Source organism: Amycolatopsis albispora (assembly GCF_003312875.1).
Classification (GTDB): Bacteria; Actinomycetota; Actinomycetes; order Mycobacteriales; family Pseudonocardiaceae; genus Amycolatopsis; species Amycolatopsis albispora.
Genome location: NZ_CP015163.1, coordinates 8228206 through 8242049, shown reverse-complemented (window position 1 = coordinate 8242049; position 13844 = coordinate 8228206). Strand labels below are relative to the sequence as shown.

The following is a 13844-nucleotide window of genomic DNA, read 5'->3' as shown; positions in this document are numbered from 1 at the left end:
CCCGCGAATGGCCGCCCGCGCCGGGGCGGCCATTCGTTTTTCAGCCGACGAACTCCGAGTTCCGCAGCTCGGCCCGGGAATGCAGATCCAGTTTCCGCAGCACGTTCGCCACGTGCTGTTCCACCGTCCGCCGGGACAGGAACAGCACTTCGGCGATCTCGCGGTTCGTCGAACCACCCGCCACCAGCCGCGCCACGTCCCGCTCCCGTGGTGACAGCTCGTTCCCGTACCCCCGCCTGCCACGCCGGGACGGCGCCACCACCCCGCTCGCACGCAGCAGGTGACGGCAGCGCGCGGCATCCCTGGTCGCACCGAGCGCGGTGAACTCCTCGGCCAGCGCGGCCAGTTCGCCGTCGGGCGCGGCCGACAGCTCCAGCAGGCGCACCCCGACCAGCGCCGCGTAGTACGGCGCGGGCAGCGCGGCGTAACCGGCCCGTGCTTCGGTGAGGAATTCGGCGGCCTTGGCCGGATTCCCCCGCTGTGCTTCGACCACCCCGCGTGCTTCGGCGAGCGCCGCGTCGGCCATCGGGGTGTCCCGGCCGTCGATGGCCTCGGCGAATTCCGCGAGCAGCGCGGCCGCCGCGTCGGCCCGGCCCACCGCGCAGTAGGCGATCACGGCCGGTGGCACCAGCTCGCCCGCCCAGGACCAGACTCCCTTGCGCCGCAACAACCGCAGCCCGTCGTCGGCGGCGGAGGCGGCGCCCGCCAGGTCCTCTTTGGCCAGCAGCGTGCGGATCAGCCCGCCGTGGGCGGCCAGCGCCACCGGCGTCACCGCGTTCTCCGCGCGCCCGATCCCGGAATCGGCGAAACAGCGGGCCGCGCGGTCCCATTCGCCCTTGGCCACCGCCAGCGAGCCGAGCACCAGCGACAGCTCGTCGGCCACCGGCCGCAGCTCGCGGTACTCCTCGGCCAGCCGCCGGGCCCGGTCGGACACCGAGTCCCAGTCGCCGGTCAGCCAGTTCAGGTGCATCTGGGTGGCGCTGGCGATGCTCACCAGGTACGAGGCACCGCATTCGTGGGCGAGGCGGATCCCGGTGCGCAGGTGGTTTTCCGCGCGGCGGAGGTGCCCGGTCCAGGCGCAGGCGTCCCCGATGTTGCAGTGCGCCCTGGCCAGCTGCTGCTGCTCGGCGCGGTCTTCGGTGCGCACCGGCAGCCTGGCCAGCAGCTCCCAGGCACCGGGGTCACCGATGTGCAGCCGTGACGGGCCGTTGCTGGCGATCAGCGTGAGCAGCACCGCCGGATCGGTCACGTCCGCGATCAGGTTGTCCACTTTGGACATCCAGCGCAGGTGCTCGGCCAGCGGCGTGGTGCCGATGAACGGCTGCGCGAGCGCCGACATGCCGCGCAGCGCCAGCGGATCGCGCTGCCCCAGCTCGTGGATGGCCGTCTCGATCTCGGACCGCCCCGACTCCTGGCCGCCCTCCTGGCGGATCAGCAGCAGCCCCAGGTTGAGCCGGACCTGACCGCGGCTGCCCGGCGCCAGCCGGTGGTCGGTGAGCAGGCCGGCCAGTACCTCGATCACCTCGTGCTGCTGGGCCACGCCGAGCACGGCGACCCGGCTGAGCTTGACCGCCAGCCGGTCCACGTCGGCGTCGGCCAGCACGGCGTCGGTGAGCAGTTCCTTGAGCAGGCCGGTGGCCGTGGACGGGTCGCCGACCTCGGCGGCCCGGTCGGCGGCGGCTTCGCCGTACCGCAGCCAGGCCGCCTGGTCACCCCCGCGGCGGCTGTGCTCGGCGAGCCGGACCAGCGGTGGCGGCTCGGCGGTGGCCAGCGCCGCGGCCGCGCGCTGGTGCAGCAGCTGTCGGTCCGGCCCGGCGAGCGTGCGGTAGACGGCCTGCTGCGCGAGCGTGTGCCGGAAGCCGTACCGGCAGTTCCCGCTTTCCCGCAGCACCTGCGTGTCGAGCAGCCGGAGCAGCGCCTCGTCGGCACGGCCGGGCAGCAGCCCGGCGACCTCGGCGAGCATTTCCCGGGGCGCGGGCATGCCGAGCACCGCGGCCGCGTGCGCCAGCCGCCGCGCGGGGATCGGCAGGCCGGACAGCCGTTCCAGCATCGCCTCGCGCAGCAGCGCGGGCACTTCGGCGTTGTCCAGCAAGCGTTTCGCGGTGGCGCCGTCGGAGTGCACCGCGCCTTCGGCACCTCGCAGCGTGCGCAGTGTTTCCTCGACGACAAACGGGATCCCGGCGGTCCGCTCGTGCAGCAGGGCGGCGAAGTCCGGGGACACCTCGCTCTCGCCGAGGATCGCGGTGGTCAGCCGCCGCACGCCCTCGGCGTCGAACGGGGTCAGCTCGATCACCTCGCTCGCGGTGCCCGGTGCCGGGCGGAAGGCGCGGCCGAGCGTGATGCCGCCGGGCAGTTCCTCACGCCGGTAGGTGAGCAGCAGGCTCAGCCCGGGCGGCAGGTCGGCGGTGAGGAAGCGCAGGAGCTGACGCGAGCCGTCGTCGGACCAGTGCAGGTCCTCGACCACCAGCAGCGCGGGCCCGAGCACCTCCAGCAGCTCACGCACCGCGCGGAACATCCGGTGCCGCTCCGACCGCGAGTCGGCGGCCTCCGGCGGGTCCGGCAGGAACGCGGCCAGCTCGGGCAGGTACGGCCGCAGCACCCCGGTGACCGGGCTCAGTTCCGCGGTGGCCAGCTGGTCGCCCGCCTCACGCAGGGCTTCGAGCACCACGCCGTACGGGAACGGCTCGCGCATCGGCTGGCAGTACCCGACCAGCGGGCGGCGCGCGGCCACCTCCGGCAGCCGGAGCAGCTCGGTGAGCAGGCGCGTTTTGCCGATGCCCGCCTCCCCTTCGAGCAGCACGACCGCGGGCGGCCGCGTCACCGCGGCGGCCAGCGCGCGCAGTTCGGCCGCCCGCCCGACCAGCACGGGCGAGCTGGATTCCGGCACCGCGTTCGGCGACATCACCACTCCCGGAAATCTCCGGACCACTCCGTCCGGATCTCAGGAAGCTTAGGCGCTGTCCGGCGAGTTTGGTCGATGGGCTTCGTGATCCAGGTGGTTCCTGGCGGTGCGGGCGGGTCGGCCTCGTACTGGGCGTACTCGGCCGATCCGCCCGTGCCGCCAGGGGCCGCCTGGGCGCGAAGAGCGCGACCTTGGCTCGCCGGACAGCGCCTGGCTCGCGTCGCATTAGTTACGTACCTGTACGGAACACCGCCTCGCTTGTTCGCACTGTTCAACCGCCTGACGCTGATCAACGCGCCACCGCCACCGGGGTGGCCGAGCGGATTGGAGTGGGTGAATGCGTGCACAACACCGGGCCTGGGCACAGGCCCTGGTCGCCGGGGCGGCCGCGGTGCTGGTCGCGGGCCTGCCGGGCACCACGGCACAGGCCGCGCAGGAGGGCTCGGTCCGGGGTGCCGGGCAGCCTGGGTCGATCGCGGACAGCTACATCGTCGTGCTGAAGGACGGCACCGCCGGCTCGCTGGCGCACCGGTACGGCGCCGAGGTGAAGCAGACCTACCAGCACGTGCTCAACGGGTTCGCCGCCCGGATGGACGAGCGGCAGGCACGGCGGCTCGCGGCCGACCCCGCGGTGGCCTACGTGCAGCAGGACGGCGTCGCCACGGCGATCGGCACGCAGGACAACCCGGCCTGGGACCTGGACCGGATCGATCAAGCCGCGTTGCCGCTGGACAAGAAGTACACCTACCCGGACCACGGCGGCGCGGGCGTGACGGCCTACGTGCTCGACACCGGCGCGCGCCTGAGCCACCAGGAATTCGAAGGCCGCGCGAAGAACGGGTACGACTTCATCGACGGGGACGCGGTCGCCAACGACTGCAACGGGCACGGCACGCACGTCGCGGGCACCCTCGGCGGCCGGACCTACGGCGTGGCCAAGAAGGTGGACCTGGTCGCGGTGCGGGTGCTGGACTGCCAGGGCAACGGCGCGTGGTCGGCGATCATCGGCGGCATCGACTGGGTGGCCAAGAACGCGGTGAAGCCCGCGGTGGCGAACATGAGCCTCGGCGGCGGCGCGAACAGCGCGGTCGACGACGCGGTGAAGAAGGCCATCGGCGCCGGGATCACCTTCGCCGTGGCGTCGGGCAACTCGAACACCAACGCGTGCGGCACCAGCCCCGCGCGCACGCCGGAGGCGATCACGGTCAACGCCACCGACAGCTCCGACAACCGGTCGTCGTTCTCGAACTACGGCACCTGCACCGATCTGTTCGCCCCCGGCACCTCGGTCACTTCCTCCTGGTACACCGGGGACACCGCGACGAACACGATCAGCGGCACCTCGATGGCGACCCCGCACGTGGCCGGCGCGGCGGCGCTGCACCTGGCGGCGAACACCTCGGCGACCCCGGCGCAGGTGCGCGACGCGCTTGTGCGGGGTGCCACGCACAACGTGGTGAAGAACCCGGGTTCCGGCTCGCCGAACGAACTGCTGCGCATCGGCGCCACCAGCCAGCCACCGACCTGCGCGGGCGCGACGAACCCCGACGACGTGGCCATTCCGGACGCGGGCGCGGCGGTGACCAGCTCGGTGGTCGTCGAAGGCTGCGAGGGCAACGCGACGGCCGCCACCAAGGTCGCCGTGGCCTTCCAGCACCCGTACACCGGTGACCTGGTGATCGACCTGGTCGGCCCAAGCGGCACGGCCTACCACCTCAAGCAGGCGGGCGGTGGCAGCACGATCAACCTGAACACCACCTACGCGGTGAACGCCGCGGCCGAGCCGAAGTCGGGCACCTGGACGCTGCGGGTGCGGGACGTCTACGCCTACGACACCGGTCACATCGACTCTTTCGGGGTGAGCTTCTGATGCGCGCACTGCTCGGGATCCTGGGTTCGGCGGCACTCTTGGCCGTGCTGCCGGGAGCGGCGGCTGCTTCGTCTCCACAGGGGACAGTGGTCCAGGCCGGTGATCCGGTCGCCGGTGGTTACGTGGTCTCGCTGAAGGACACCGTGGCAGCGTCCACTGTGGACTCGGCGGCGGCCTCGCTGACCGACCGCTACGGCGGTGACCTCAAGTCCACCCTCAACGTCGCGATGCGGGGCTTCGCGGTGCGTGGCCTGAGCGAGGCTCAGGCCAGGCGGCTGGCGGCGGACCCGGCGGTGAAGGCCGTCTACCAGGACGGCACCGCCCGCGTGGCGGACACCCAGCCGAACGCCACCTACGGCATCGACCGGATCGACCAGCGGAACCTGCCGCTGGACAAGAACTACACCTACAACAACACCGCCGCGGACGTCACGGCATATGTGCTCGACACCGGAATCCGGTACAGCCACACGGAATTCGAAGGCCGCGCGAGTTCCGGTTACGACTTCGTGGACAGCGACCCGGACGCCAACGACTGCCACGGGCACGGCACGCACGTCTCCGGCACGGTCGGCGGCAAAACCTGGGGTGTGGCCAAGAAGGTCAAGCTGGTCGGGGTGAAGGTGCTCGGCTGCGGTGGCTCGGCGCCGGATTCCGACGCGCTGGAAGGCATCGAGTGGGTGGCCGAGAACGCGGCCAAGCCCGCGGTCGCCAACATGAGCATGACCTTCGACACCGCGGGCATCGGTGACGACGCCATGCGCGGGCTGCTCCAGGCCGGGGTGACCACGGTGGTGGCGGCGGGCAACGACAACGGCGGCAACGCGTGCAGCCGTGGCCCGGCGAAGATTCCCGAGGTGCTCACGGTGGCGTCGACCGACGCGAGCGACAACCGCTCGTCGTTCTCCAACATCGGCACCTGCGTGGACCTGTTCGCGCCGGGCAGCAACATCACCTCGGCGAGCCACCTCAACGACACCGCCAGCACCGGCATGTCGGGCACCTCGATGGCCAGCCCGCACGGCGCCGGGGCGGCCGCGATGTACCTGCAGGCCAACCCGTCGGCGACGCCGGACCAGGTCAACTCGGCGCTCACCTCGAACGCGACCGAGGGCGTGGTGAAGAACGCCGGTTCCGGCTCGCCGAACCGGTTGCTCTACACCGGGTTCATCGGCGGTGGCCAGCAGCCCGCGAACGACTTCTCGCTCTCGGTGAGCCCCGGTTCGATCACCGTCGGCGAGCCGGGCGGGTCGGCCTCGACGGGCGTGGGCACGAAGGTGGTCAAGGGCACCGCCGAGACGGTCTCGCTTTCGGCCACCGGACTGCCTTCGGGCGCCGCGGCCGTGTTCGCGCCGACCTCGGTCACCGCCGGGGAAACCGCGAAGCTGACCATCACCACCGGATCGTCCACTCCGGACGGTACGTACCGGATCACCGTCACCGGCAAGGCCGCGTCGGTGAGCCGGACCGCCGAACTCACGCTCGTGGTCGGCGCGCCCGCCGGTGACATCAGCGTCGCGGCGTCGCCGTCCTCGGGCACCGGCGGCTTCGGCACCCAGGTGAGCACCACCGTCACCGCTTCGGGCGGCAGCGGGAACCTGACGCTCTCGGCGGCGGTGCCACAGGGGGTGTTCGCCTTCTTCAACCCGGCCACGATCCCGAACGGGGGCAGTTCCACGCTGACCTTCTTCGTGCTCGACGCCCCCGCCAGGACCCATCCGATCACCATCACCGCCACCGGCGCGGACGGGACGACCGGCACCACGGTCTACACCCTGACCACCCGCTGACGGCTCCACAACGGACGGTGGCTCGCCGCGGCGAGCCACCGTCCATTCAGGACACGGTCAGTTCCCGCAGCCGGTCGTTGGCCTCCCGCAGTTCCGGGGTGAGCGCGTCACCGAAGTCCTCGGCCTCGACCACCTGCCGCAGCTCCAGCACCGTCTCGCCGTCGGCGGGCGCCGGGCACCGCCGCGCCCAGGCGATCGCCTCCTCCCTGGACTTCACCTGGATCAGCCAGAACCCGGCGACCAGCTCACGCGGCCGCGGGAACGGCCCGTGCGCCACCACGGTTTCCTCCGCGGTGAGCGTGACCCGGGTGCCGCGTGCGCTCGCGTGCAGCCCCTCCCCGCCGAGCAGCACGCCCGCCTTCACCAGTTCCTCGTTGTAGCGGTACATCGCGGCCAGGTCGGCTTCGGTGGCTGCCTCACCGGCCTCGGCGCGCTCGTCCGACTTCATCAGGATCATGAACCGCATCGCTTCGACCTCCGTATCGGCGAGTGTTCGCTGACCAGGCGTCGAACCGGGGCGGCCGGGATCGACCGGGCCGTGTTGACAGTTTTTTCTTTCGGTGGGACGGTGGCCCGATGCCGCGCGAGTTCGAGATCAATCGCCAGGTCACGCTCCCGGCCACGCCCGAGCAGGTGTGGGCCGCGATCACCGCGGGCACCGCCGGCTGGATGTTCCCCACCGAGTCCGATCCCGAGGCAGGCGGCTACCGGCTGCTCGACGACCACCAGGTGCTCGACTGGACCCCGCCGGAGCGGTACGCGCTGCGCGCGGAGCAGCCCGACGGTTCGTTCAACGCGCTGGAATGGGTGCTCGAAGGCCGCCAAGGCACCACGGTGCTGCGGTTCGTGCACAGCGGCATGCTCGCCGACGAGGACTGGGACAACGAGTACGACGGCGCCGCCAAGCACACCGACTTCTACCTGCACACGCTCGGGCAGTACGTCGGCCACTTCCCGGGGCGCGCGGCCACCTACGTCGCCGCCGACGCGCCCGAGTCGTCCATGGCACCGGACGGGTTCGCCCGGCTGCTGGCCGCGCTGGGCGTGCGCGAAGCCGGTGACCGCGTTGAAGTCGCGCTGGCCGGGCAGCCGCGGACCGCGGTGGTCGACCACCTGAACCAGTGGTTTCTCGGGCTGCGCACGGAAGACGCGCTGTACCGGGTGTTCGGCCGCAACACCTGGGGCGGTCCGGTCGGTGTGAGCCTGCACCTGTTCGCGCGCGACGCGAACGCCGAGACCAGCGGCAAGGCGCTGCGGGCCTGGCTGGACACCGTCTACCGGTAGGCGTGGCGGGCACCACAGCCCGGCTGCCGTCACACGTTCGTGGTTTCCGCGTCCCACCCCCGACGACCGAGTCGGAAAGGGGACCGATGACCACCGCGCACGCCACCCCTGAGGACTACGCGCGCTCGCGCGCGCTCCCCGAGCCGCCCGAGGGCATTGAGCCCACGCTGAGCAAGGCGTCGGCGCTGGTGGACGGGCTGCTGCTGACCGCGACCTATCCGCCGCCGCGCCCAGGTGGCCCAGTCGTCCGGCACGCGCTGCGGGAAGCCACCTGTGCCACCGTCGCCTGGTGGTCGCACACCGCGGGCCCGGCGCCGCGGCGCTACGACACCATGGCGCAGGTGCGGTCCAGCGGAGCGCAGGTGACCAGGGTCGGCCCGGAAGCCGTGCGCATCCTCACCGCGGCGGGCTTGCTGGGGGATCCGCCGGTTCGGCACTGGGGCGCTGAGTGGCGGTGAAGTCGCAGTACATGATGTGCAGCCCGACGCGGCCCAGTTCGGGGTGCTCGAAGGCCCCGGGCACGGTGCCGACGATCTCGAAGCCGAGCCGCTGGTAGATCTTCACCGCGGAGGTGTTCGACGCGGCCACGGCGTTGAACTGCATCCCGGCGAACCCGCGATCCCTCGCCCAGTCCAGCACGTACCGGCACAGTTCGGTGCCGACGCCCTTGCCGCGCACCCCGGCGTCGACCATCAGGCTCGCCGTGGCGACGTGCGCTCCCGGGCCCGCCCGGTTGGCGCCCATCTTCGCGGTGCCGAGCACGCGGCCGTCTTCGACAGCGACGACCGTCTGGCGCGGCGGGCGCTCGATCCAGGTGCCGCGGGCCTCGTCCTCGGTCATGGCCGGGTCGTAGGCATAGGTGTCGCCCTTCCGCACCACCTCACGCACGATCGGCCACACCTGGGCCCAGTCGGCATCGGTGAACTCACGGATGTGCAAGGTGTTCCCCTCGGTCGGCGGTGTGGCTGTCCAGGTAGTTTCGAGCCCGGTCCCCGGCCCGATCAACTGGGTTTGCGTGGTAACGAAGTGGGGCACCTCGTGTCCAACACCGCAATGAATCGCCGGTTGAGACGGGCAACACACAATGAACACCTGTTTTCGGCGGCAGAAAGCGAACGATAGCGTGTGCGGGATGAGCCAGCGATCCGATCGGTCCAGCGCGGGGTTGCGTGCCGCACTGGTGCGCCGCAAACCCGTGGACGTCCTGCTCGCCGAAGGCGGCCACGGCGAGGGCGGCACCCTCCGGCGCACGCTCGGGCTGAGCCAGCTCACCATGCTCAGCATCGGCGCGACGCTCGGCAGCGGCATCTTCGTTGTCCTCGGCGAGGCCGTGCCGGTGGCGGGCCCGGCCGTGGTGCTCTCGTTCGTGCTGGCCGGGATCACCGCGTTGTTCTCCGCGCTGTCCTACGCCGAGCTGGCGGGCATGATCCCGCTGTCCGGTTCGTCCTACACCTACGCCTACGCCACCCTCGGCGAGCTGGTCGCCTGGGTCTGCGGCTGGTGCCTGGTGCTCGAATACGGGGTTTCGGTGGCCTCGGTGGCCGTCGGCTGGGGCCAGTACATCAACGAGCTGCTCGACCTCACTCTCGGCGTGACCATTCCCGCCGCGCTGAGCAGCCCGCCCGGCGACGGCGGCATCGTCAACCTGCCCGCGATCGTGATCGTGCTGCTGGCCATGGTGCTGCTGCTGGCCGGGGCCAGGGAAAGCGCGCGGGCGAACGCGATCATGGTGGTGGTCAAGGTGGCCACCCTGCTGCTGTTCTGCTTCATCGCCTTCAGCGCGGTCGAGGCCGGGAACTTCAGCCCGTTCCTGCCGCTCGGCCTGGCCGGGATGAGCGCGGGCGCGGCGAAGTTGTTCTTCTCCTACATCGGCTTCGACGCCGCGTCGACCGCCGGTGAGGAGGCGAAGAACCCGCAGCGCGACCTGCCGCGTGCCATCCTGCTCTCGCTCGGCATCGTCACCCTGCTCTACTGCCTGGTCGCGCTGGCCGCGGTCGGCGCGCTGAACTGGACCGGGTTCGAGGGCTCCGAGGCGGCGCTGTCCCACGTGATCACCACCGTGCTGGGCAACAAGCTCTGGGCCGCGCTGCTGGCCGCCGGGGCGCTGGTGGCCATCTCCAGCGTGGTGCTCACCGTCCTGTATGGACAGACGCGCATCCTTTTTGCCATGTCGCGCGACGGGCTGGTCCCGAAAGCACTGTCCAAGGTGGATGCCAGGACCGGCAGCCCGCGGATCAACACGCTGGTGGTGTCCGGTTTTGTCGCCGTGCTGGCCGCGTTCGTGCCGCTGGGCAACCTGGCCGACGCGACCAGCATCGGCACGCTGTTCGCGTTCGGCCTGGTCAACGTGGCGGTGCTGGTGCTGCGCCGCAGCCGCCCGGAGATGCCGCGCACCTTCCGCGTGCCGCTCGCCCCGGTCACGCCGGTGCTGGGCGTGCTCTGCTGCGCGTACATGATGTTCAGCCTGGACGTCGCCACCTGGCTGACCTTCGCCGGCTGGATGCTGTTCGGCCTGGTGCTGTACTTCGCGTACGGCATGCGGCGCTCGAAGCTGGCACGGTCATGAAGGTCGCAGTGTTCCAGGGTCCCGCCGACGGCGCGGACTTCCTGCCCCGGCTGGCCGGCGCGGCCGCCCGCGCGTCGGGCGCCGACCTGCTGGTCTGCCCGGAAATGGCGGCCACCGGGTACAACATCGGTGAGGCCGCCGAGGACCTGGCCGAGCAGGCCGACGGCCCGACCGCACGCCGGGTCGCCGAGATCTGCCGTGCACACGGGCTGGCGATCGCCTACGGCTACCCGGAACGCGCACTCGGCACCGTCCACAACAGCGTCCAGCTGATCGACGCGACCGGGCGGGCGCTGGCCAACTACCGGAAGACGCACCTGTTCGGCGAGCTGGACAAGGCGCACTTCTCCCCCGGCGACCGGGCGGTGGTGCAGGCCAGGCTCGGCGAACTGACCGTCGGCCTGCTCATCTGCTACGACGTCGAATTCCCCGAACTGGTGCGGGCCCACGCGTTGTCGGGCACCGAACTGCTGGTGGTGCCGACGGCGTTGATGCGGCCGTACGAGATCGTCGCCGACATCGTGGTGCCCGCGCGCGCCTACGAAAGCCAGGTGTTCCTGGCCTACGCCAACCGATGCGACGTCGAAGGCGAGCTGGACTACTGCGGCCGCAGCGTGGTGATGGCGCCCGACGGCACCGAACTCGCCCGCGCCGGTGCCGGGGAGGAACTGCTGCTCGCCACGGTCGATCCGGCGCGGCTGGCCGCCTCCCGCCGCGAGAACACGCACTTGGCCGACCGGCGGCCGGAGCTGTACGAGAGAAAGGCCTGAGCATGACCTCCGCCGTGCCCACCGCGATCCACACGCCCGAACCGCCGGGCGGGCCGATCACGATGTTCGGCCCGGACTTTCCGTTCGCCTACGACGACTACCTGGCCCACCCCGCCGGGCTCGGCTCTGTTCCGCCCGAGCACCACGGCCGCGAGGTGGCGGTGATCGGCGGCGGGCTGTCCGGGCTGGTCACCGCCTACGAGCTGATGAAGCTGGGGCTGCGCCCGGTGGTCTACGAAGCCGACCAGCTCGGCGGGCGGCTGCGCACGGTCAGTTTCGACGGCTTTCCGTCCGATGTGGTCGCCGAGATGGGCGCGATGCGCTTCCCGCCGTCGTCGACCTCGCTGTTCCACTACATCGACAAGGTGGGCCTGAGCACCAAGGAGTTCCCGAACCCGCTGGCACCGGCCACGCCGAGCACGGTGGTCGATCTCAAGGGCGAAACGCACTACGCCACCTCGCCCGCCGACCTGCCCGCGGTGTTCGGGGAGGTCTCCGCCGCCTGGCACGCCACGCTCGACCGCCACGCCGCCTTCGGGGAGATGCAGGACGCGATCCGCCGCCGGGACGTCAAGCGCATCAAGGACATCTGGAACGAGCTGGTGGAGAAGCTGGACAACCAGACCTTCTACGGCTTCCTCTGCGACTCGCCCGCCTTCGCCTCCTTCCGCCACCGCGAGATCTTCGGCCAGGTCGGCTTCGGCACCGGCGGCTGGGACACCGACTTCCCCAACTCCATCCTGGAGATCCTCCGGGTGGTCTACACCGGTGCCGACGACGAGCACCGCAGCATCGTCGGCGGCAGCCAGCAGCTGCCGCTCCGGCTGTGGGACCGGGTGCCGTCGCGGATGACGCACTGGCCGGCCGGGACCAGCCTGCGCTCACTGCACGGCGGCGCCCCGCGGCCCGGCGTCGCGCGCCTGCACCGCACCGCGCCGAACAACATCACGGTGACCGACACCCGCGGCGGCATCCGCACCTATCCGGCGGCGGTGTTCACCGCGCAGAGCTGGATGCTGCTGGCGAAGATCTCGTGTGACGAATCGCTGTTCCCGATCGACCACTGGACCGCGATCGAGCGCACGCACTACATGGAGTCCTCGAAGGTCTTCGTGCCGGTGGACCGGCCGTTCTGGCTCGACCCCGATCCGGTCACCGGGCGCGACACGATGAGCATGACGCTCACCGACCGGATGACCCGCGGCACCTACCTGCTCGACTCCGGGCCGGATTCGCCCGCGGTGATCTGCCTTTCCTACACCTGGGCCGACGACTCGCTGAAATGGCTGCCGCTTTCGGCCACCGAACGGGTGGAGGTGATGCTGCAGTCGCTGCGGGAGATCTATCCCGGCGTGGACGTGCGGCGGCACATCACCGGTGATCCGGTCACCGTGTCGTGGGAGGCCGAACCGCATTTCATGGGCGCGTTCAAGGCGAACCTGCCCGGGCACTACCGGTACCAGGAACGGTTGTTCACCCACTTCATGCAGGACCGGCTGCCCGAGCGCTACCGCGGGCTGTTCCTGGCCGGTGACGACGTTTCGTGGACCGCGGGCTGGGCGGAGGGCGCGGTGCAGACCGCGTTGAACGCCGTCTGGGGCGTGCTGCACCACTTCGGCGGGCGGACGCATCCGGACAACCCCGGACCGGGTGATCTCTTCGACGAAATCGCCCCGCTCGTGCTGCCCGACTGAATGACGCGTTACCGGAGGGTTCGTGCGAAAATGCCGGACATGAGCACCGAGCCCGCACCCAAGTGGCGAAGACTGGAACCGGACGCCAGGAAGGAACAGATCTTCGACTGCGCGGCGGAGCTGTTCGGCCAGCGGCCGTACGCCGAAGTGTCCACTTCGGACATCGCAGCCGAGGCGGGCGTGGCGCGGGGGTTGATCAACCACTACTTCGGCACCAAGCGGGAGCTGTACCTGGCGGTGATCCGGCGGGCGCTGACGGTGCCGCACTTCGCCGTGGAGATCCTGCCGGAAGGCACGCTGGAGCAGCGGGTGGACGCGGCGGTGTCGTGGTTCCTCGACATGGTCGGGCGGCAGGAGAACCTGTGGCTGGCGGCGATCGCGCCGGAAGGCATCGGGCGCGACCTCGCGGTGGAGCAGATCCTCGAGGAGGCCGACCGCGAATCGGCCGACCGGGTGCTCGAAGCCGTCGGCATCACCGCGGACGACCCGCACCACGGTGAGCTGAACGCGCTGGTCCGCGCCTACGGCGGCATGGTCAAGGCGGCGGGCCGGGAATGGCTGGTGCGGGGCGCGCTGACCAGGGAACAGGTACACGCCCTGCTCACCGGCACCCTGCTCACCCTGGTGAACGAGATCTTCGACAAAATCCGCGCGACGTAGGGTGCCGGGTTGGTGTCACGAATGTGGCTTTCGAGACGTTGGGCGTCTCGAAAGCCACATTCGTGACATCTGAGGGGTGAGCGGCGCGGCCAGCCGGGGCGGTGGCGCTAGCCAGGCAGGCGGCGCGAGTGGCCGGAGGCGGCACAGCCGAGGCAACCCGCGGCGCCGCCCTGCCTGGCGCGGCCTCGGTGGCGCGCCGCGCCGGACGACACCCTCGGTGGCGCGCCGCGCCGGACGACACGAATGTGGCTTTCGGGGCACCTGGCGGACACGAATGTGGCTTTCGGGGCGGATTCGGCCCCCAAAGC

11 protein-coding genes are annotated in these 13844 nt (G+C 71.2%); 8 read left to right on the top strand and 3 right to left on the bottom strand.

Annotation, left to right across the window (positions count from 1 at the left end; all coding sequences use genetic code 11):
* Positions 1-40: 40 nt before the first annotated feature.
* Positions 41-2902 (bottom strand): ATP-binding protein, encoded by a 2862-nt coding sequence (locus tag A4R43_RS38860; protein ID WP_236808522.1) that lies wholly within the window; start codon positions 2900-2902, stop codon positions 41-43.
* 337 nt (positions 2903-3239) lie between these two features.
* Here A4R43_RS38860 and A4R43_RS38855 point away from each other — a divergent pair, with 337 nt between their 5' ends.
* Together A4R43_RS38855 and A4R43_RS38850 are read left to right on the top strand one after the other, a co-directional pair.
* Positions 3240-4772, top strand: a complete 1533-nt coding sequence (locus A4R43_RS38855; protein ID WP_113696656.1) for a S8 family peptidase — start codon at positions 3240-3242, stop codon at positions 4770-4772.
* A complete protein-coding gene (locus A4R43_RS38850; protein WP_113696655.1) occupies positions 4772-6562 on the top strand; it encodes a S8 family serine peptidase in 1791 nt (596 codons plus the stop codon). The genes A4R43_RS38855 and A4R43_RS38850 overlap by 1 nt, the downstream gene beginning before the upstream one ends.
* 46 nt (positions 6563-6608) lie before the next feature.
* Here A4R43_RS38850 and A4R43_RS38845 read toward each other — a convergent pair whose 3' ends face one another.
* The gene (locus tag A4R43_RS38845) at positions 6609-7028 is read right to left on the bottom strand and encodes a YciI family protein (RefSeq protein ID WP_113696654.1); all 420 of its coding nucleotides are present in this window, start codon (positions 7026-7028) and stop codon (positions 6609-6611) included.
* 110 nt (positions 7029-7138) lie between these two features.
* Between A4R43_RS38845 and A4R43_RS38840 the strand changes: the two genes are divergently transcribed.
* Together A4R43_RS38840 and A4R43_RS38835 are read left to right on the top strand one after the other, a co-directional pair.
* Positions 7139-7846 (top strand): SRPBCC family protein, encoded by a 708-nt coding sequence (locus A4R43_RS38840; protein ID WP_113696653.1) that lies wholly within the window; start codon positions 7139-7141, stop codon positions 7844-7846.
* 86 nt (positions 7847-7932) lie between these two features.
* Positions 7933-8304, top strand: coding sequence for a hypothetical protein (locus A4R43_RS38835; RefSeq protein ID WP_113696652.1), 372 nt, complete (start codon positions 7933-7935; stop codon positions 8302-8304).
* Here the strand turns inward: A4R43_RS38835 and A4R43_RS38830 are convergent.
* Positions 8243-8785 carry a GNAT family N-acetyltransferase gene (locus tag A4R43_RS38830; RefSeq protein ID WP_113698170.1) on the bottom strand — a complete coding sequence of 181 codons (543 nt, stop codon included), beginning with the start codon at positions 8783-8785 and terminating at the stop codon, positions 8243-8245. The two genes, A4R43_RS38835 and A4R43_RS38830, sit on opposite strands and share 62 nt — an antisense overlap.
* 193 nt (positions 8786-8978) lie before the next feature.
* Between A4R43_RS38830 and A4R43_RS38825 the strand changes: the two genes are divergently transcribed.
* From A4R43_RS38825 to A4R43_RS38810, 4 genes are read left to right on the top strand one after another with little or no spacing between them, the layout of a single operon-like run.
* On the top strand, positions 8979-10412 hold the full coding sequence (locus A4R43_RS38825) for an amino acid permease (RefSeq protein WP_113696651.1): 1434 nt from the start codon (positions 8979-8981) through the stop codon (positions 10410-10412).
* Positions 10409-11182: a carbon-nitrogen hydrolase family protein gene (locus A4R43_RS38820; protein ID WP_113696650.1), complete on the top strand. Its 774-nt coding sequence runs from the start codon at positions 10409-10411 to the stop codon at positions 11180-11182. The genes A4R43_RS38825 and A4R43_RS38820 overlap by 4 nt, the downstream gene beginning before the upstream one ends.
* Before the next feature lie 2 nt (positions 11183-11184).
* Positions 11185-12876, top strand: coding sequence for a flavin monoamine oxidase family protein (locus A4R43_RS38815; RefSeq protein WP_113696649.1), 1692 nt, complete (start codon positions 11185-11187; stop codon positions 12874-12876).
* 39 nt (positions 12877-12915) lie between these two features.
* The gene (locus tag A4R43_RS38810; protein WP_113698169.1) at positions 12916-13536 is read left to right on the top strand and encodes a TetR/AcrR family transcriptional regulator; all 621 of its coding nucleotides are present in this window, start codon (positions 12916-12918) and stop codon (positions 13534-13536) included.
* Positions 13537-13844 lie beyond the last annotated feature (308 nt).

Coding starts and splice junctions, on each gene's coding strand:
- A4R43_RS38860 (WP_236808522.1), bottom strand. CDS start 2,902: ATGTCGCCGAACGCGGTGCCGGAATCCAGCTCGCCCGTGCTGGTCGGG.
- A4R43_RS38855 (WP_113696656.1), top strand. CDS start 3,240: ATGCGTGCACAACACCGGGCCTGGGCACAGGCCCTGGTCGCCGGGGCG.
- A4R43_RS38850 (WP_113696655.1), top strand. CDS start 4,772: ATGCGCGCACTGCTCGGGATCCTGGGTTCGGCGGCACTCTTGGCCGTG.
- A4R43_RS38845 (WP_113696654.1), bottom strand. CDS start 7,028: ATGCGGTTCATGATCCTGATGAAGTCGGACGAGCGCGCCGAGGCCGGT.
- A4R43_RS38840 (WP_113696653.1), top strand. CDS start 7,139: ATGCCGCGCGAGTTCGAGATCAATCGCCAGGTCACGCTCCCGGCCACG.
- A4R43_RS38835 (WP_113696652.1), top strand. CDS start 7,933: ATGACCACCGCGCACGCCACCCCTGAGGACTACGCGCGCTCGCGCGCG.
- A4R43_RS38825 (WP_113696651.1), top strand. CDS start 8,979: ATGAGCCAGCGATCCGATCGGTCCAGCGCGGGGTTGCGTGCCGCACTG.
- A4R43_RS38820 (WP_113696650.1), top strand. CDS start 10,409: ATGAAGGTCGCAGTGTTCCAGGGTCCCGCCGACGGCGCGGACTTCCTG.
- A4R43_RS38815 (WP_113696649.1), top strand. CDS start 11,185: ATGACCTCCGCCGTGCCCACCGCGATCCACACGCCCGAACCGCCGGGC.
- A4R43_RS38810 (WP_113698169.1), top strand. CDS start 12,916: ATGAGCACCGAGCCCGCACCCAAGTGGCGAAGACTGGAACCGGACGCC.